General features: G+C 75.6%; 17 protein-coding genes. 13 read left to right on the forward strand and 4 right to left on the reverse strand.

The genetic code is table 11. The annotated features are described in order from the left end of the window. The first annotated feature begins 38 nt into the window (after positions 1–38). Positions 39–233 carry an antitoxin gene (locus tag ACFY3N_RS16405; RefSeq protein WP_390817355.1) on the forward strand — a complete coding sequence of 65 codons (195 nt, stop codon included), beginning with the start codon at positions 39–41 and terminating at the stop codon, positions 231–233. A gap of 49 nt (positions 234–282) precedes the next feature. Here ACFY3N_RS16405 and ACFY3N_RS16410 read toward each other — a convergent pair whose 3' ends face one another. From ACFY3N_RS16410 to ACFY3N_RS16420, 3 genes are read right to left on the reverse strand one after another with little or no spacing between them, the layout of a single operon-like run. Further along, positions 283–954: an enterobactin synthetase gene (locus ACFY3N_RS16410; protein ID WP_390817356.1), complete on the reverse strand. Its 672-nt coding sequence runs from the start codon at positions 952–954 to the stop codon at positions 283–285. Positions 955–958: 4 nt separating this feature from the next. Further along, entirely contained in the window at positions 959–2443 is a 1485-nt protein-coding gene (locus ACFY3N_RS16415; RefSeq protein WP_390817357.1) for a class I adenylate-forming enzyme family protein, read from the reverse strand. Then, positions 2443–2691 carry an acyl carrier protein gene (locus ACFY3N_RS16420; RefSeq protein WP_390817358.1) on the reverse strand — a complete coding sequence of 83 codons (249 nt, stop codon included), beginning with the start codon at positions 2689–2691 and terminating at the stop codon, positions 2443–2445. Before ACFY3N_RS16420 ends, ACFY3N_RS16415 begins: the two co-directional genes overlap by 1 nt. Positions 2692–3014: 323 nt before the next feature. Here ACFY3N_RS16420 and paaA point away from each other — a divergent pair, with 323 nt between their 5' ends. The 9 genes from paaA (at position 3015) to ACFY3N_RS16465 (ending at position 10655) form a co-directional block, all read left to right on the forward strand. Beyond that, positions 3015–4031 carry a 1,2-phenylacetyl-CoA epoxidase subunit PaaA gene (gene paaA / locus ACFY3N_RS16425; protein ID WP_390817359.1) on the forward strand — a complete coding sequence of 339 codons (1017 nt, stop codon included), beginning with the start codon at positions 3015–3017 and terminating at the stop codon, positions 4029–4031. Next, positions 4028–4339: a 1,2-phenylacetyl-CoA epoxidase subunit PaaB gene (gene paaB, locus ACFY3N_RS16430; protein ID WP_390817360.1), complete on the forward strand. Its 312-nt coding sequence runs from the start codon at positions 4028–4030 to the stop codon at positions 4337–4339. The genes paaA and paaB overlap by 4 nt, the downstream gene beginning before the upstream one ends. A 10-nt stretch (positions 4340–4349) precedes the next feature. Next, the gene (paaC, locus tag ACFY3N_RS16435) at positions 4350–5141 is read left to right on the forward strand and encodes a 1,2-phenylacetyl-CoA epoxidase subunit PaaC (RefSeq protein ID WP_390817520.1); all 792 of its coding nucleotides are present in this window, start codon (positions 4350–4352) and stop codon (positions 5139–5141) included. Continuing rightward, positions 5138–5650: a 1,2-phenylacetyl-CoA epoxidase subunit PaaD gene (paaD, locus tag ACFY3N_RS16440; protein ID WP_390817361.1), complete on the forward strand. Its 513-nt coding sequence runs from the start codon at positions 5138–5140 to the stop codon at positions 5648–5650. The genes paaC and paaD overlap by 4 nt, the downstream gene beginning before the upstream one ends. Positions 5651–5658: 8 nt before the next feature. Further along, positions 5659–6789, forward strand: a complete 1131-nt coding sequence (locus ACFY3N_RS16445) for a 2Fe-2S iron-sulfur cluster-binding protein (protein ID WP_390817362.1) — start codon at positions 5659–5661, stop codon at positions 6787–6789. Positions 6790–6910: 121 nt separating this feature from the next. After that, positions 6911–7687, forward strand: coding sequence for an SDR family oxidoreductase (locus ACFY3N_RS16450; protein ID WP_390817363.1), 777 nt, complete (start codon positions 6911–6913; stop codon positions 7685–7687). 25 nt (positions 7688–7712) lie between these two features. Further along, entirely contained in the window at positions 7713–8561 is an 849-nt protein-coding gene (locus tag ACFY3N_RS16455; protein ID WP_390817364.1) for a tryptophan 2,3-dioxygenase, read from the forward strand. After that, a complete protein-coding gene (locus ACFY3N_RS16460) occupies positions 8551–9399 on the forward strand; it encodes an alpha/beta hydrolase (RefSeq protein ID WP_390817365.1) in 849 nt (282 codons plus the stop codon). Before ACFY3N_RS16455 ends, ACFY3N_RS16460 begins: the two co-directional genes overlap by 11 nt. Further along, positions 9396–10655, forward strand: coding sequence for a kynureninase (locus tag ACFY3N_RS16465; protein ID WP_390817366.1), 1260 nt, complete (start codon positions 9396–9398; stop codon positions 10653–10655). Before ACFY3N_RS16460 ends, ACFY3N_RS16465 begins: the two co-directional genes overlap by 4 nt. A gap of 113 nt (positions 10656–10768) precedes the next feature. Here ACFY3N_RS16465 and ACFY3N_RS16470 read toward each other — a convergent pair whose 3' ends face one another. Continuing rightward, a complete protein-coding gene (locus ACFY3N_RS16470; RefSeq protein ID WP_390817367.1) occupies positions 10769–11368 on the reverse strand; it encodes a lytic transglycosylase domain-containing protein in 600 nt (199 codons plus the stop codon). A 253-nt stretch (positions 11369–11621) separates the two neighbouring features. Between ACFY3N_RS16470 and ACFY3N_RS16475 the strand changes: the two genes are divergently transcribed. Genes ACFY3N_RS16475 through ACFY3N_RS16485 form a run of 3 tightly spaced genes read left to right on the forward strand, consistent with a single transcriptional unit; the run spans position 11622 to position 16048 of the window. Beyond that, complete coding sequence (locus ACFY3N_RS16475; protein WP_390817368.1) at positions 11622–14717, forward strand: CHAT domain-containing protein; 3096 nt, start codon at positions 11622–11624, stop codon at positions 14715–14717. 52 nt (positions 14718–14769) lie between these two features. After that, positions 14770–15138, forward strand: coding sequence for a hypothetical protein (locus tag ACFY3N_RS16480; RefSeq protein ID WP_390817369.1), 369 nt, complete (start codon positions 14770–14772; stop codon positions 15136–15138). Between the two features lie 4 nt (positions 15139–15142). Then, entirely contained in the window at positions 15143–16048 is a 906-nt protein-coding gene (locus tag ACFY3N_RS16485) for a hypothetical protein (protein WP_390817370.1), read from the forward strand. The last annotated feature ends 190 nt before the right edge of the window (positions 16049–16238 follow it).

Consider the following 16238-nt stretch of genomic DNA (forward strand, 5'->3'; position numbering starts at 1 on the left):
CGGAGTACGACGCACGCGCACCCCCGGAGGTACCCCCCATGGGCAAGCTGGGCGACATGATGAACAAGGCCAAGCAGATGGCCAAGGGCCACCCCGACCAGGCCGACAAGGGCGTCTCGGGCGCCGAGCGCATGGTCGACGAGCGGACGGGCGACAAGTACGACGCCAAGACCGACAAGGCGGCCGACGCGGTGCGGCGCTCCTACCGGGACGACGGCGCGCCGGAACGCTGACCCGGCACGTCCGCCCGCCCCCGGCGCACCGGGGGCGGGCGGCGTCCGGTCAGCCGCGGGCACCGGCCCGGCCGACGACGTAGCTGAACACCCCCGCGCCGACGCGCACGACCCGCACCCGCACGGCGTGGGCGGGATCGGTGCGCGGGCAGACACGCAGACCCTCCCCGCAGGGCGACGCCCGCAGCTCCCGCAGACTCCCCTTCCCCACGGTGAGCGCCTTCCACGCCGCCTCCTTGACGGAGAACAGCTCCGTCACCGACCAGGCCGCGCCCGCCCCGGGAGCGGTCCCCTCACCGTCGAGCAGCACCTCCTCGTCCGCGCACAGCACCAGACGGGCCGCGTCGCGGGGGAGGGGCCGCAGCTCCAGATCGCAGCCGAGCGGCAGGTCACGGCCCGGGGCGCGGGCCACGGCGACGGCGACGCCGGCACTGTGCGAGATCGACGCCGCCCGGCCCGGCGGGAACACCGGCAGCCGCCCCGAACGGGGGATCTCGCCGCACTCCAGCCCCACCGCGCGCAGGGCCCGGCGGGCGGCCCGCCGGCCGGCCAGGAACTCCAGCCGGCGCTGTGCCGGCATCGACGCCGCGGCGGCCGCCTCGGCGGGCCCGGCCGGCCGCGGACACGGCTCCGAGACGGCCGCGACGCCCAGACCGAGCCCGGCGGCGGCCAGCAGCGGACGCAGCGCGGACACCTCACCGTCCACCGCCTGCCGCCGCACGCGCTCACACCCGCAGCAGCTTCTTGACGATCTTCCCGGCGGGGTTGCGCGGCACCTGCTCGAGGTACTCCACCCGCCGCGGGCGCTTGTACGGCGCGAGCAGCCCCGCGACATGCGCGAGCAGCGCCGCCGTGCCCGCTTCCGCACCCGGTTCCAGGACCACGTACGCCAGCGGCACCTCGCCGTAGTCCTCGTCGGGCATCCCGACGACCGCCGCGTCCCGGACCGCCGGGTGGGTCATCAGGGCGCGCTCGATCTCCGAGGGGTAGACGTTCTGCCCCGCGCGGATGATCACGTCCTTGGTGCGGTCCACCAGGCTGATGCGGCCCTCGTCGTCCATGAAGCCGAGGTCACCCGTCTTGATCCAGCCGTCGAGGGTGATCTCGCGGGTGGCCTCCGGATCGTTCCAGTAGCCCTGCATGACGCCCGGCCCGCGCACCACGATCTCGCCGATCCCGCCGGGCGGCAGCTCCCGGCCGCCCTCGTCCACCGCCCGGGCGGACATGCCCGGCACGACCCGCCCGCACGGGATGCGGGCGGTGACGTCGCCGGGGGCGGGGTGCTCGTCGGGACCGAGGGTGACGAACGGGCCGCCCACCTCGGTCATGCCGTACACCTGCCGGAAGCCGCAGCCGAGCCGTTCGACCGCGTCGGCGTAGACGTCGAGCGGCATGGGGGCGGCCCCGTACAGGACCTCCCGCAGGGAGGACAGGTCGGTGCGGCGGGACGCCTTGGCCTGGAGCATGAAGCGCAGCATCTGCGGCACCAGCCACATGTGCGTGGCGCGGTGCCGTTCCACCGCGGACAGCGCCCGCTGCGGGGTGAAACCGGGCATCAGCACGACCGTCGCGCCGGCCGCCAGGTAGGTGAGGGACACGACCATGCTGCCGTGGTACAGCGGGCAGCAGTTGACCATGACGATGTCGTCGGTGGGGCGGGCCATCACCAGCCAGCCGAGGGCGATGGCCCGGAACGAGGCGCTGTCGACGGTCACCCCCTTGGCCTGCCCGGTGGTCGCCGAGGTGTGCAGCACGGCGATCGGGTCCGTGTCGGCGACGTCCGGCAGCTCCCGCTCGGCGGCCAGGGTGCCCAGCGCCGCGAAGGCGGGCTTGTCGAGGGCCAGCCGGATCCGTACCGATGCCGGCAGCTCGGGGTGCCGGTCCAGCAGCTCGGACTCACCGAGGACGGCCACCGCCCCGACGCGCTCGACGATCCCGACGATCTCGGGCTCGGCCAGGCTGTGGTTCAGCGGCACGAACAGCGCGCCGAGCCGCGCCAGCGCGAAGTAGCTCTCCAGGACCTCGATGCGGTCCTTGGCGAGCACGGCGACCCGGTCACCCCGCTCGATGCCCAACTCGGCCAGTCCGCGTGCCAGTTCCAGCGTGCGGTCGTGCAGTTCGGCCCAGGTGACGCTGCGTTCCTCGTCCACCAGCGCGGTCCGGCCGGGCCGGCACTGGCGGTTGCGTTCCAGCAGCTGCGTCAGCCACATCACGCACCGCCGCTCGCGCCGACGGCCGTACGCCCGGCGACGAAGCGCTCGTAGTCGCCGATGGTGCGCAGCTCCTCCATGTCCTCGGCGGTGATCTCCACGCCGAGTCGCTGCTCGACCAGGAGGACGAGGCGCACCAGGTCCCCGGAGTCGATGCCGCTGGCCGCCAGGTCGACGTCGTCGCCGATCTGCTCGGCGTACTCGGCCGTGCCGGTGAGTTCGACCAGCAACTCCCTGATGGTGCTCATGGTTTCCCCTTTCGCCTCGGCGTGCCGGCCGCCGCGCGGTGTACGACTGTCACCCCTGAAGAGGCGGGCGCGGCCCGGTCCCACTCCCCGGGCCGGCCCGTGAGCTTTGTCACGCGCCCGAACCCCGCGCGGCGGGGATAGCGGTGCCGCGCGCCCGGCCTCTTACCGCAACGAAGCCACCCGCTCCGCCCGGCCCCGCGCGGGCGGTCCCCAGCCGAAGGAGTGATGCGCGTGCCCAGGCAGCCGGTACGGGTCCGGGCCCCGGGACGGTGCCCGCAGCACGGCACCCCCACGGCGGTCCCCGGACGCCCGGGCGGTGCCCGGTGACCGCGTCGACCACCACCACCGCGGACGCCGCGCACGAGGACGGACTGCTCGCCCACTTCGACGCGCTCATCGCCGGCGGAGAGACGATCGAACCGCGCGACTGGATGCCCGACGGCTACCGCCGCATGCTGGTCCGCCAGATCGCCCAGCACGCCCACTCCGAGATCATCGGCATGCAGCCGGAGGGCGCCTGGCTCACCCGCGCCCCGTCCCTGCACCGCAAGTCGGTCCTGCTCGCCAAGGTCCAGGACGAGGCCGGCCACGGCCTGTACCTGTACTCCGCTGCCGAGACGCTCGGCGTGGACCGCGCCGACCTGCTGGACGCCCTGCACCACGGCCGGCAGCGCGCCTCCGCCACCTTCAACCACCCCGCGCTGACCTGGGCGGACACCGGGGCCATCGCCTGGCTGACGGACGGCGCCGCCGTCATCAACCAGGCGCCCCTGTGCCGCACCTCCTACGGGCCCTACGCCCGGGCGATGCGCCGCGTCTGCCAGGAGGAGGCCTTCCACGTGCGGCAGGGCTACGACCTGATGCGCGCCCTGTGCGAGGGGACGCCGGAGCAGAAGGAGATGGCGCAGGACGCGGTGAACCGCTGGTGGCTGCCGGCCGTGGCGCTGATGTTCGGGCCGCCCGACACCGGGGCGGGCGGCGCCGACGCCCGGACCGCCGCGCTGGGAGCCGCGGTCTCCCGCCGCGCGATGGCCTGGGGCATCAAGCGCCACACCAACGACGAGCTGCGCCAGCGTTTCGTCGACAGCTGCGTCCCGCAGGCCGAGCGCCTCGGCCTGACGCTGCCCGACCCGGCGATCCGCTGGAACGAGGAACGCGGCCACTACGACTTCACACCCGTCGACTGGGACACCTACCGCGACGCCCTGGGCGACGACACCCACTGGGCGCGGCAGCGCATCGCGCACCGCCGCGCCGCGCACGAGGACGGCGCCTGGGTCAGGGAGGCCGCCGCCGCGTACGCCGCACGGACGGACGAGCCGGGGGGAGTGGCCGCGTGAGCGGGGCGAGGGAGGGCGCACCGGCGTCCTGGGAGGTGTTCCTGCGGGCCCGCCGGGGCCTGGCCCACCAGCACGTGGGATCGGTGCGCGCGGCCGGCCCGGACGCGGCGCTGGCCGCGGCCCGCGACCTGTACACGCGCCGGGGCGAACCGCTGTCGCTGTGGGTGGTCCGCTCCGACGCCGTGCACACGGCCTCCCCGGACGAACGCGACCCGTACTTCGCGGGCGCCCGCCACAAGCCGTACCGCTACCCCGAGCACTACGCGCCGCTGACCGAGAAAGGCCCCGAAGGTGAGCACCACGAGTGACGTCACGGCGGTGCACTCCGGCACCCTGCCGAGCGAACCGCCGTCCGCCGCCGATCCCGACCTGGCCCGGCACCTGTTGCGCCTGGGCGACGACGCCCTGGTCCTCGGGCAGCGGCTGTGCCAGTGGATCACCCGTGCGCCGACCGTCGACGAGGACCTGGCGCTGTCCAACATCGCCCTCGACCTGATCGGCCACGCCCGTGCCCTGCTCACCCGCGCGGGGCGTCTCGACGGAACCGGCCGCACCGAGGACGACCTCGCCTACACCCGCTCGGAGCGCGAGTTCACCAACACCCTGCTGGCCGAGCTGCCCAACGGGGACTTCGCGACGACGGTCGCCCGGCAACTCGCCCACACCCACTACGCCGTCCTGTACTACGAGGCGCTCGCGCACTGCGCCGACCCCGAACTCGCCGCGTTCGGGGCCCGCGCGGCCAAGGAGGTCGCCTTTCACCGGCTGCACGCGGACCGCTGGACGGTGACGCTGGGCCGCGGCACCGCGGAGAGCGCCCGCCGTATGCAGGACGCCCTGGAACGGGTGTGGCCGTACACCGGCGAACTCTTCGAGGAGGACGAGGTACTGCGCCGCCTGACCGCGTCCGGCGCCGTGCCCTCACCGGCACCCCTGCGCGAGACGTGGCTCGGGCGCGTCACCGCCGTCGTCACCGGGGCGGAGCTCACCGTGCCCACCCCCACCTGGTCGGCCACGGGAGGCCGCTCGGGCCTGCACACCGAGGAGTTCGGCCCGCTGATCGCCGAACTGCAGTCGGTGCGGCGGCAGTTTCCCGGAGGCACCTGGTGAGCGGGCCCGCACCGTCCACGGCCCGCCGCCCCGCCCACGAGGTGCGCGAGCGGGTGGCCGCGCTCCCGGACCCGGAACTGCCGGTGATCGGCCTGGGCGACCTCGGCGTGGTGGGCTCCGTCGCCCCGGGCCCCGACGGCGTACTGGAGGTGGAGATCACGCCCACCTACCTGGGCTGCCCCGCGCTGCCCGAGATCACCACCGCGATCCGGGACGTCCTGACGGCCTGCGGCCACCCCGACGGCCGCGTCCGGCAGATCCTGTCGCCGCCCTGGACGACGGACCGCATCACCCCCGAAGGACGGCGCGCACTCGCCGCGCACGGCATCGCCCCGCCCGTGACCCCGGCGCCCGACAGCCCGGTCCCCGTCGCCCTGGGCGCGGTGCCCTGCCCGCGCTGCGGCTCACGGGCCACCCGGCCGCACAGCACCTTCGGACCGTCCCGCTGCCAGTCGGTGCTGTGGTGCACGGCGTGCCGCGAGCCCTTCCCCCACCTGACCGCGCTGTGAGGCACACCGTGAACACCATCCCGCCCGCCCTCCTCGACGAGGTGCCGGCCGGTCCGCCCCGCCGCACCGGCTGGTACCCGCTCGACGTCACCGAGGTCCGTCACCTGACCGCCGACACGGTGGCCGTCACCCTGGACCTGCCCGCCGCGCTGCGCGAGGTCTTCGCCCACCGCCCCGGCCAGCACGTCGTCGTCCGGCACCGCCGAGCCGGCGCCGAACTGCGCCGCAGCTACTCGATCTGCCCGCCACCGCACACCCCCGGGGCGCTGCGCCTGGTGATCGGACGGTCCGGCCCCGGCGGCTTCGGCGACCACGCCGCCACCCGGCTCGCACCCGGCGACCGCCTGGAACTCTCGCCGCCCACCGGCACCTTCGCCCTGCCGGAGCGGCCGGGCGCCCACCACGTCCTCCTCGCGGGCGGCACCGGCATCACCCCGCTGGCCCCGATGGCCGCCCACGCGCTGCGCCGGGACCCGGGCTGCCGGGTCAGCCTCGTCCACTCGGTCCGCACCTCCGCCGACGCCGTGCTCGCCGACGAACTGGCCGCCCTCAAGGACGAGTTCGTCGACCGGTTCACCGTCCTGTACGTGCTGACCAGGGAGGACCGGGGAAGCGGGAGCGTCCCGCTCGCGCGGCGTCTGGACGCGTCCGGGACACACCGGTTGCTGGAGGCCGTGGACGCCCGTCCGGGTCCGGACACCACGTTCGCCCTGTGCGGACCACCCGGCCTCGTCGCCACCGCACGGCACGTCCTGGCCGACCGGGGAGCCGATCCGTCGCTCGTGCGCTGGGAGCTGTTCACCGCCGCCGGCACGCGACCGCCCGAGCCCCTCGAGCCGGCCGGGCCGGCGGCGGCGGGGGAGACCCGGGTCACCGCGCTGCTCGACGGGCGCCGCCGCGCCGCCACCGTCCTGCCGCACGACCCGGCCCTGCTCGACGCGCTGCTGCGCGCCCACCCCGACGTGCCGTACGCCTGCCGTGAGGGCGTGTGCGGCAGCTGCCGCGCGAAGGTCCTGTCCGGGCGGGTGACGGCGGATCGGCAGCACGCCCTGGACGAGCGGGACCGCGCCGCCGGCTACACCCTCGTCTGCCGCGCCCGGCCGCGCACCCCCGAGATCACCCTCGACTTCGACGCCTGACCCGCGCCCCCCCGAGGCCGCTCACGGCTTCGACGCCCGACCCGCGCCCCCGAGGCCGCTCACGGCTTCGACGCCCGACCCGCACGCCACGCACGCCACCCCTCAGCGAAGGAGACCCACGATGACCGCCACCGCCCGCCACACGGGGAAGACCGCCCTGGTCACCGGAGGCAGCCGGGGCATCGGCAGAGCCATCAGCCACCGCCTCGCCCGCGAGGGCGCCCTCGTGGCGGTCCACTACGGCCACGACCTGACGGCGGCCGAGCGGACCGTCAAGGAGATCGAGGCCGACGGCGGGCGCGCCTTCCCCGTCCACGCCGAACTCGGCGTCCCCGGCGACGCCGACACCCTCTGGTCCGCCTTCGACGAGGCCCTGGCGGAGCAGGACGCCCCGGCCGGCCTGGACATCCTCGTCAACAACGCGGGCATCACCGTCCCCCGCCCGATCGCCCAGGTCACCGAGGCCGACTACGACCGGGTCTTCGCCATCAACGCCAAGGCGCCGTTCTTCATCATCCAGCGCGGACTGGACCGCCTGCGGGACGGCGGCAGGATCGTCAACATCTCCTCGGTCGCGACCCGCGTCGCCTTCCCGGCGATCGTCTCCTACACCATGACCAAAGCCGCTCTCGACTACCTCACCCTCTCCCTGGCCCAGGAGCTGGGCCCCCGGGGCATCACCGTCAACGCCGTCGCACCCGGCTACACCGAGACGGAGATCAACCCCACCCTGGCCGTCCCGGAGATCCGCCGCCGCTACTCCGAGGCGTCCACGTTCGGCCGGCTCGGCGACCCGGTGGACATCGCGGACGTCGTCTCCTTCGTCGCGAGCGACGACGCCCGCTGGGTGACCGGCCAGTGGATCGACGCCTCCGGTGGCGCCCACCTCGGTGTGTGACCCGTCCGCACCCCTAGGAGATGTGATGAACGACCGCACGACCACGCTCGACGGGCCGGCCACGGACGACATCCCGACCCGGCCGTTCGCGGGCGCCAGCCCCTACGACACGTACGTGCACGCGTCCGTCCTCAACTCGCTGCAGCACCCGCTCACCGAGGCACCGGACGAGATGGGGTTCCTCGTCACCACCCAGGTGATGGAACTGTGGTTCACCCTGATCGTGCACGAGTGGCGCACGGCCAAGGTGGCCTTCGCCAAGGACGACCTGCCGGCGGCCATGGACGCGCTGGAGCGCAGCCGCCGCGCGCTGACCGCCCTGGGCGGCGCCTGGGCGCCCATCGCCGCGCTGACCCCGGCCCGGTTCAACGGCTTCCGGGCCGCGTTCGGGCAGGCGTCGGGCTTCCAGTCGGCGATGTACCGGCACATGGAGTTCCTCCTCGGCGACAAGTCCGCCGGGCTGCTGCGCGCCCACCGCGGCGACCCGGCCGTCCACGAGGCGCTCGCCGAGACCTACCGCGAACCGTCCCTGTACGACGAGGTGCTGGCCCATCTCCACCGCCAGGGCCTGCCCGTCCCGGACCACGTCCGCGAACGGGACGTGACCCGCCCCTACACCAGCGACCCAGGCGTGGTGGAGGCCTGGCGGCACGTCTACGCCGGACCGCGGCACCACCCCCACCTCGCGCTCGGCGAACTGCTCACCGACATCGCCGAACTCGTCACCCGCTGGCGGTCCGACCACGTCCTGGTGGTCCGCCGCGCCATGGGCGCCAAACCGGGCAGCGCCGGTTCCGCCGGACTGGCCTGGCTGGAGCAGCGGGCGGCCCGGCCGGTCTTCCCCGAACTGTGGGAGGTGCGCGGTGACGTCTAGGACGATCTCGGCCTTCGCCGCCGAGGAGGAGCAGCGGGTCCTGGGCCTGAAGCCGGTCCTGGCACCGGTGCACGGCCGCTACGGGGACCACCCCCACCAGTCCTACGACGCCTGGCCGTGCGGCGACCCCGACGCCCCGCTGGTGATCCTGCTGCACGGCGGCTACTGGCGCTACGACCGGATGCACCTGACCCCGTTCGCCGCCTGGCTCTCCCAGCAGGGCTTCGACGTCCTGCTCCCCGGTTTCCGCCGGTCCGGCGGCGCGGGCGGCTACCCCGAGACCTTCGACGACGTCGCCCGCATCGTGGACACCCTGCCGCAGGGGCGGCCCCACGTCCTCGCGGGCCACTGTTCCGGCGGGCACCTGGCCCTGTGGTGCGCCGCCCGGGGACTGCTGCCGCCCGGCTCGCGCTGGCACACGCGCACCCTGCCGACGAGCGTGCTCGCCCTGGCGCCGATCACCGACCTCACCGCCACCCGCCGCGACCGCCTCAGCAACGACGCCGCCCTGCAACTCCTCGGCGGTGAGGAACACTTCGGCCGGCGCCTGCCCGAGGTCGACCCCCTCACCCTGCTGCGCGACGCGGGCACCACCGGCGTGCCCACCGTGCTGCTGCACGGGGCCGCCGACGAGGAGGTCCCGCTCGCCCAGTTCAGCGACTACGCGGCCGTGCACCGGGACCTCAGGACGGTCGTCCTGCCCGGCACCGGCCACTACACCCTCATCGAACCGGGAGCACCCGGCGCCCGCGCGGTCGCCGACACCCTCCGGGACATGGCGGCCGCCTTCCCCCCGGCGGAACCCGGCCGCGCGGACGAGGAGGCCGCACACCGATGACCACCGCACTCTCCGCACCGGCCGAGCTGCACGAGCGGGCCGCACGGCTCGACGCCGACGACCCCCTGGCCCCCCTCCGCGCCCGCTTCCTGCTCCCGCCGGACGTCGTGTACCTCGACGGCAACTCCCTGGGTCCGCTGCCCGCCGCCGTGCCGGCGGCCCTCGACGACGCCGTACGGCACCAGTGGGGCACCGGCCTCATCGGCTCCTGGAACACGGCCGGGTGGTGGGAGGCGCCCCTGCGGGTGGGGGACGCCATCGGCGCGCTCATCGGGGCCGCGCCGGGGCAGACGGTCGCGGGCGACTCCACCAGCGTGCAGGTGTTCACCGCGCTCGACGCCGCCGCCGCGCTCCGCCCGGACCGCCCGCTGCTGGTCACCGACCCAGGGCACTTCCCCACCGACCGCTACCTGGCCGAGGCGGTCGCCCGCCGCCGGAACCTGGAGGTACGGCACGTGCCACCGGCGGACCTCCCGCGCTTCCTCGCCGCCGAGGGCCACCGGGTCGCCGTCGTCGGCTACGCGCCCGTCGACTTCCGCACCGGCGAGCTGTACGACATGCGGGCGCCGACCCGGGCCGCCCACGAGGCAGGCGCCCTCGTGCTGTGGGACCTGTGCCACGCGGCCGGCGCCCTGCCCCTCGAGGTCGACGCCCTCGGCGTCGACCTGGCCGTCGGCTGCGGCTACAAGTTCCTCTCCGGCGGCCCCGGCGCCCCCGCCTTCCTGTACGTGGCGCACCGTCACCACGCTGGCCTGGAAACGCCGTTGCCGGGCTGGACCGGTCACGCCGACCCGTTCGGCCTGGCCCGGGAGTACAGGCCCGCCCCCGGCATCGCCCGCGCCCGCATCGGCACCCCGCCGATCCTGTCCCTGCTCACCCTCGAAGCGGCCCTCACCGCCTTCGACGGCGTCGACCTGACCCGGGTCCGCGCCAAGAGCCTCTCCCTGACGGGCTTCTTCCTGCGCTGCGCGGACGAACTCCTGGCCCCCCTGGGCTTCACCTCCGTCACCCCGGCCGACCCCGGCCGCCGCGGCAGCCAGGTCACCCTCCGCCACCCCCACGCCCGCGGACTGGTCGCCGCCCTCGCCGAGCACGGCGTCATCGCCGACATGCGCGCACCCGACCTGCTGCGCTTCGGCGTCAACGCCCTTTACACCAGCCACCGGGACCTGCTCACCGCCGCCCTCCGGCTGCGAGACCTCACCCGGGACGCCGCCTACGACCCCGCGCCGCCGGCCGCGGGACCGGTGACCTGAGGGGACCCGCCCCGGCCTGCCCACCGGGCGCGGCGGTCCTGCGGGGCGGGCTCCACGTGCCACCGCCGCCCCCGACCGCCCTGACGGCCGGCCCGGCCGGCGCCGCTGCGGTGCTAGCCGGTCACCGTGTCGCGTGGCCCGCCGCCGTCGGCCAGCGCCTCGGCGGCTCGTTCCCGGTGGGCGCGGAAGCGGCGCAGGTACGACCGCGCCATGGGGCCCGGCGGGACGCCCCGGGCGAAGGCGCGCATGTTGCGTTCGCCCGTGTTGTAGCCGAGGGCGAGGAGCTCGTCGCGGGTGCAACGGCGTACGTGCCGCCTCGGCAGGATCCGGTCGAGGTCCCCCAGGTGCAGGGCGGCCGTGCGGATGGCGAAGGCGGGGTCGTCGCGCAGGTCCTGCCACCGCCCCGGCAGGCCGTGCGTCCGCCGGACCCGCTCGAACGTCGCCCGGTGCATGTTGGCCAGGCCGAAGGACGCCCCGGGTTTCCACCACTGCCACAACCGCTCCAGCAGGGGATGGTGCGGCTTGTACGCCTCGTTGTGGAGCACGGTCATCACGAGCAGGGGCGAGACCCCGGCCTCCCGGGCACTGCGCACCACGACTGCCGCGTAGTCGGCCGGATCGTAGCCGCCGGGCCGCAGCGGCGGCGTCCGGGCGTCCTCGCGGTCCCCTGCCCGGGACCCCTGCTCCGCTGCCGCCGTCGATCGTCCGGCCATCACCGATCACCCCTCCACCGTCCTGAGGTGCACGTGCCCCCGCGGCCCCGCCCCAATCCGGACCCGCGGCGGATGGGGACGCCGGTCCCGTCGGCATCGCCGTGGGGGTGCCGTGCCCGGGGCGCCGACGACGGTGACCGACGCGGCCCCGCGTCCGGCACCCCAGATCCTCGTATGTCCCTGCACCCGCCCGGCCTCCTGGCGTACCGTGACGCCACTGTGGGGAGTCCGATCGGGGGATCCGGGGGGATCTGTGGGCGAGTTGCACCCGGAGCTTCGTGCGGCCGTCCGGAAGGCGATGGCCGCGCCGGACGAGTGGGCGCCCTACCTGTTCGCGCCCCCGGAAGCCGTGCTCGGGCGCGGCACCCACGCCGCGCTGGCCGGCCTCCTCCACGGCCGCTGCGAGCACCTGGCCCTCCCACGGGCGGGCGGCGCGGGGGACACGGGTACGGACGGCGGCGGCGATGTGCTGGAGGTGGTCTACCTCCTCGCCTGCTACTACTACGCGCGGTGCCGGCACGTGCCCGACGCGGAGAAGGAGTGGAACGGCCACGCGTGCGCCTTCCTGTTCGGGATCGTGCACGCGGTGCGTCCCGAGATCGTTCCGCAACCGCTGCGCGGCCACTTCGCGCAGGAGCCGCCCGCGGTCGTCCCGCCGTACGAGACCGTGCACGCCGTGGGGAACGCGCTGCGCCTCGGGAGCGTCCCGGTCCGGGACCGGGAAGGAGTCCTCGGCGCGACGGTACTGCTGCTGTGGGCACGCGAGGCGGCACGCGGAAGCGCGTCCGCGCCGCACATCGCCTTCAACGCCGGTTCGGCCCTGACGGAGCTGGCGGACGTGGGCGGTGACGAAGGCGATCCGGAGCGGACCAGGAGCGCGGGACTGCGCCTGATGCGTGAGGCGGTCGCCGAGCTGCCGCCCGGTGATCCGGCGCGTCGGCGGATGCTGGCGGTCCTGACGCGGAAGCAGGCCACAGCCCCGCTTCCCGGGTACCCCGAGGGCAGCGTGGCGGACGAGTGGTTCCCGTACCTGCGCGACGGCGACCCGGACCGGCTCGACGGAATCGTCGACCGGCTGCGGGCGGCCGTCGACGCGCCCGCCACCGGCGAGCCGGCGCGCACCCGCCGTCGTGCCGAGCTGGGCCAGGCCCTGCGGATGCGCTTCGAGGCGGAGGGCGAACTCGCCGACCTCGACGACTCGGTCACGCAGCTCACCGAGGCGCTCGCGGGCCCCCTCGGCGACGACGAGCGGGCGACGGTCCACTCGTTCCTGGGGCTGTCCCACCTCGACCGGTACGCCGCCTCGGGCGACTTGGCCCACCTGGAGGCGGCCACCGAGGCCGTCCGCCACCCGTCCGTCGCCCGCGCCGCCGCGTCGGCCGCCCACGCCCAGCGGCTCACCAATCTGGCCGCCGTCCTGACCGCGCGGTTCGACGCCTGGGGAGACGTCACCGAACTCGACGAGGCGGTGCGCCACCTGGAGTACGCCGTCGCGGCCACACCGCCGGGCCAACACGACCACCCCGTGATGCTGATCAAGCTGGCCGTCGCCCTGGGGAAACGCGGCCTGCGCACGGCGCGGGAGACGGACCTCGACACGGCCGAGGCCCTCCTCAGACAGGTGGCCGGTGAGCCCTCGGACACCGGGCCCCACCAGCAGCTGGCCCGCTGGGAACTGGGGAAGCTGCTGCGCACCCGAGGCCTGGACAGGCGCGCCGTGCACGACCTGGTCGATGCCGTCACCCAGTACCGCACCACCGCCCTCGCGCCCACCCAGGACGTGCGCACCAGGGTGGCGTGCGCCGCGCTGTGGGGCGTGACCTGCATGACGCTCGGGGACCGGGACCAGGCCCGTACCGCCTTCGGTGTGGCACTCGCCGACCTGCTCCCGAAACTGACCGGACGGGCGCTGGGCAGGGCCTCCCAGGAAGTGCGGCTGCGCGAAGTGTCCTCGCTGGCCACCGCCGCGGCGGCGGTGGAGATCGCCGCCGGCCGGCCCCGCGAGGCACTGATCCGGCTGGAGCAGGGACGCGGCGTCCTGCTGGCGCAGGGCCTGCAGCTGCGCGCCCGGCACGGCGATCTGCGCGCCGCCTCCCCGGAACTCGCCGGCCGCTACGAGCGGGTCTGCGCGGAACTGGTCGCCCCGCGACACGGTCCCGAGGAGCGCAGGGCGGCGGCCGCCGAGTTCGACCGGCTCGTCACGGAGATCCGCGCCCTGCCCGGCTTCGGCCACTTCCACCGGCCGCCGGACTGGGCACGGCTGAAGACCGCGGCGGCCCACGGGCCCGTCGTCGTCGTCAACGTCTCCCCGCTGGGCTGCGACGCCCTGGTGCTGCGCCGCCGCCCGCACCGCACGGTCGTCGAGGCCGTACCGCTGCCGGAGGTCACCCACGAGGAGATCGAGCGGCGGGCCGACGCCTTCCACACCTCCGTGCGGAAGCTGGTCACGCCGGGCCTCCCGAGCGGTGAGAGATTCGCCCACGACCAGCGGATGAAGGAAACGCTGCGCTGGCTGGGCGAGAGGATCGTCGGCCCGGTCCTCGCCCGGCTGGGCCACGACCGGCCCCCGGGCCCGGACGAGGTCCCGCCCAGGCTGTGGTGGTGCCCGACCGGCGTCCTGTCCCTGCTGCCGCTGCACGCGGCACTCCTGGAGGGCGAGGGCGGGCCCGGCTCCGTGTACACCCACGACCGGGTGGTGTCCTCCTACGTCCCCACGCTCGGCTCCCTGCTGCACGCCCGCGACGCACCCGCCCCCGACGCCGGCCGGACGTCACTCGTCGCGGTCGCCGTGGAGGCGGGCGACACCCGGCCGCAGCTGGCCGCCCTCGGCGACGAGCTGACCGCCACCCGCCTGCTGCCCGGCCCCCGGACCGAGCTGCGGGACGCGGACGCCACCCCCGGGGCCGTGCTGGCCGCCCTGCGCACACACACCCACGCCCACCTGGCCTGCCACGGCGTACGGGACCCGGCCGACCCCTCGCACAGCAGGCTCCTTCTGCACGACGGCGACCTCGCCCTGCGGGAGCTGGCCGCCGAGCGGCTGCCGCACGCCGAGTTCGCCTACCTGTCCGCCTGCCACAGCTCCGCCCCGGGCAGGGAACTGGCCGACGAGGTCGTCTCCCTCGCCTCCGCCTTCCAGCTGTGCGGCTACCGGCAGGTGATCGGGAGCCTGTGGACCGTGGAGGACCGCATGGCCCCGCTGCTCGCCCACGAGGTGTACCGGCGGCTCGGCGCACCCGGCGCCCCGGACGCCGCCCACGCCCTGCACCGGGCGATCGCGGCACTCCGCGAACACGACCGCTACCGGGAACCGCTGTTCTGGGCGTCGGTCGTCCACAGCGGACCGTAGCCGCCCGGTCCACCGTCACCTGCGCGGGGACCCGCACGGAGAGGAGAGGCCCATGACCGACGACCACAGGATGCGCGCCCAGTTCTGCTCGGCCCTGCCCGCGCTGACGGAGCACATGGCGAGGAAGGGCACGCTCCCCCGGCTGCACGACGCCGTCCGCGCCGTCCTGGCGGAGACGCCCGTGCGGCAGGCGATCGCGGGACTGGACATCCCGGCGTTCGTCTTCGACGAGCCGGGCCCGGTCCGCGGGGACGAACCCGGCTCCATGGTCTTCGGCACGCGGTCGCTCCCCGCGGGTGAGTCGTACCACTGCCCCGACGGATGGTGCGGCTTCCGGGCGGACCGGACGGCGGGCGGTGAGGTTCCGGCCGGTGGGCGCTGCTGGCTGCGGGACCGGCCGCTGCGCGTCCTGGAGGCGTGACCCGATGGCCCCGGTCCTCGACAGCCTCAGCCAGAAGCTGGCCGAGAAGTGGCTGTCCGCCCTCGCGGTTCCCGGCCTGCTCCTCGTCGCGGCGGTGGCCGCCGGCGCCGTCCTCGGCCACGGCTCCGCGCTCGACCGGTCCCTCCTCCTCGAGCGCTTCGGGCAGTGGGCGGAGGAAGCGGGCCGGTGGCCCGCCCTCGGCCAGGTCGCCGTCGTCGCCGGGATCGTCCTCGCCGCCGTGGCCGCGGGCACCCTCGTCCGGGCCTGCGCCGAGGGCGCCGAGCGGATCTGGACGGGGGACTGGCCGGGCCCCGCGCGGGCATGGGCCGGCCGGCTGACCGCCCGACGGCTCGCACGCTGGCAGCGGATCGAGCGGGACATCGGCCGGCTGCGCGAGCCGGCCGCGCCCGGCCTGCGCGACGAACGGGTCCGGCAGGAGCTCACGGAACTCGCCGCCCGCCGCGACGCCATCGCGTTCGCCCCGCCGCGCAGGCCCACCTTCACCGGGGACCGCATGGCCGCCGCGGAGACCCGGCTGCGCCACCAGTACGGCATCGACCTCACCGCCTGCTGGTCCCGGCTGTGGCTGGTCCTGCCCGAGGACGTCAGGACGGAGCTGCGCACCTCACGGACCCGCGTCGACGCGGCGGTGGGCGGCTCGGTGTGGGCGGGCTGCTACCTCCTGCTGGGCTGCCTGTGGTGGCCGGCCGCCGTGGCCGCCGCGGCGACCGGGTTCGTGGCCTGGCGCCGGGGGCGCCGCGCCGTCACGGCCCACGCCGAGCTGGTGGAGTCCACCGTCGACGTCTACCTCAGGAGACTCGTCGAGGAACTCGGCGTCGACGCGTCCGGCAGCCCGCCCGACCCCCGGGTGGGCACAGCCCTGAACCGCGTGGCGCTCAAGGCGCGCTGAGGCCGCCGCCGGGCCGGGGCGGCCGGGTCCCGCCTGCCCGCACCTCTCCACCGGGGCGACCCGTCCGGCCTCGTGCACGGTCCGCTGCCGCGCCTGTGTGTCCGCGGGCCGGACGGGTGGTGGCGAGGCTCCCGCGCGGAGCGGGACGTCGTCACGGCGGTGCCGTCTTTGGCGGTGCGCCTGCCCGGAG

The organism is Streptomyces sp. NPDC000348 (genome assembly GCF_042898795.1).
Classification (GTDB): Bacteria; Actinomycetota; Actinomycetes; order Streptomycetales; family Streptomycetaceae; genus Streptomyces.

Excerpts from the sequence above, each read along its gene's own strand:
- ACFY3N_RS16405 (WP_390817355.1), top strand. The coding sequence starts at position 39 with ATGGGCAAGCTGGGCGACATGATGAACAAGGCCAAGCAGATGGCCAAG.
- ACFY3N_RS16415 (WP_390817357.1), bottom strand. The coding sequence starts at position 2,443 with ATGTGGCTGACGCAGCTGCTGGAACGCAACCGCCAGTGCCGGCCCGGC.
- ACFY3N_RS16420 (WP_390817358.1), bottom strand. The coding sequence starts at position 2,691 with ATGAGCACCATCAGGGAGTTGCTGGTCGAACTCACCGGCACGGCCGAG.
- ACFY3N_RS16450 (WP_390817363.1), top strand. The coding sequence starts at position 6,911 with ATGACCGCCACCGCCCGCCACACGGGGAAGACCGCCCTGGTCACCGGA.
- ACFY3N_RS16455 (WP_390817364.1), top strand. The coding sequence starts at position 7,713 with ATGAACGACCGCACGACCACGCTCGACGGGCCGGCCACGGACGACATC.
- ACFY3N_RS16465 (WP_390817366.1), top strand. The coding sequence starts at position 9,396 with ATGACCACCGCACTCTCCGCACCGGCCGAGCTGCACGAGCGGGCCGCA.
- ACFY3N_RS16470 (WP_390817367.1), bottom strand. The coding sequence starts at position 11,368 with ATGGCCGGACGATCGACGGCGGCAGCGGAGCAGGGGTCCCGGGCAGGG.
- ACFY3N_RS16480 (WP_390817369.1), top strand. The coding sequence starts at position 14,770 with ATGACCGACGACCACAGGATGCGCGCCCAGTTCTGCTCGGCCCTGCCC.
- ACFY3N_RS16485 (WP_390817370.1), top strand. The coding sequence starts at position 15,143 with ATGGCCCCGGTCCTCGACAGCCTCAGCCAGAAGCTGGCCGAGAAGTGG.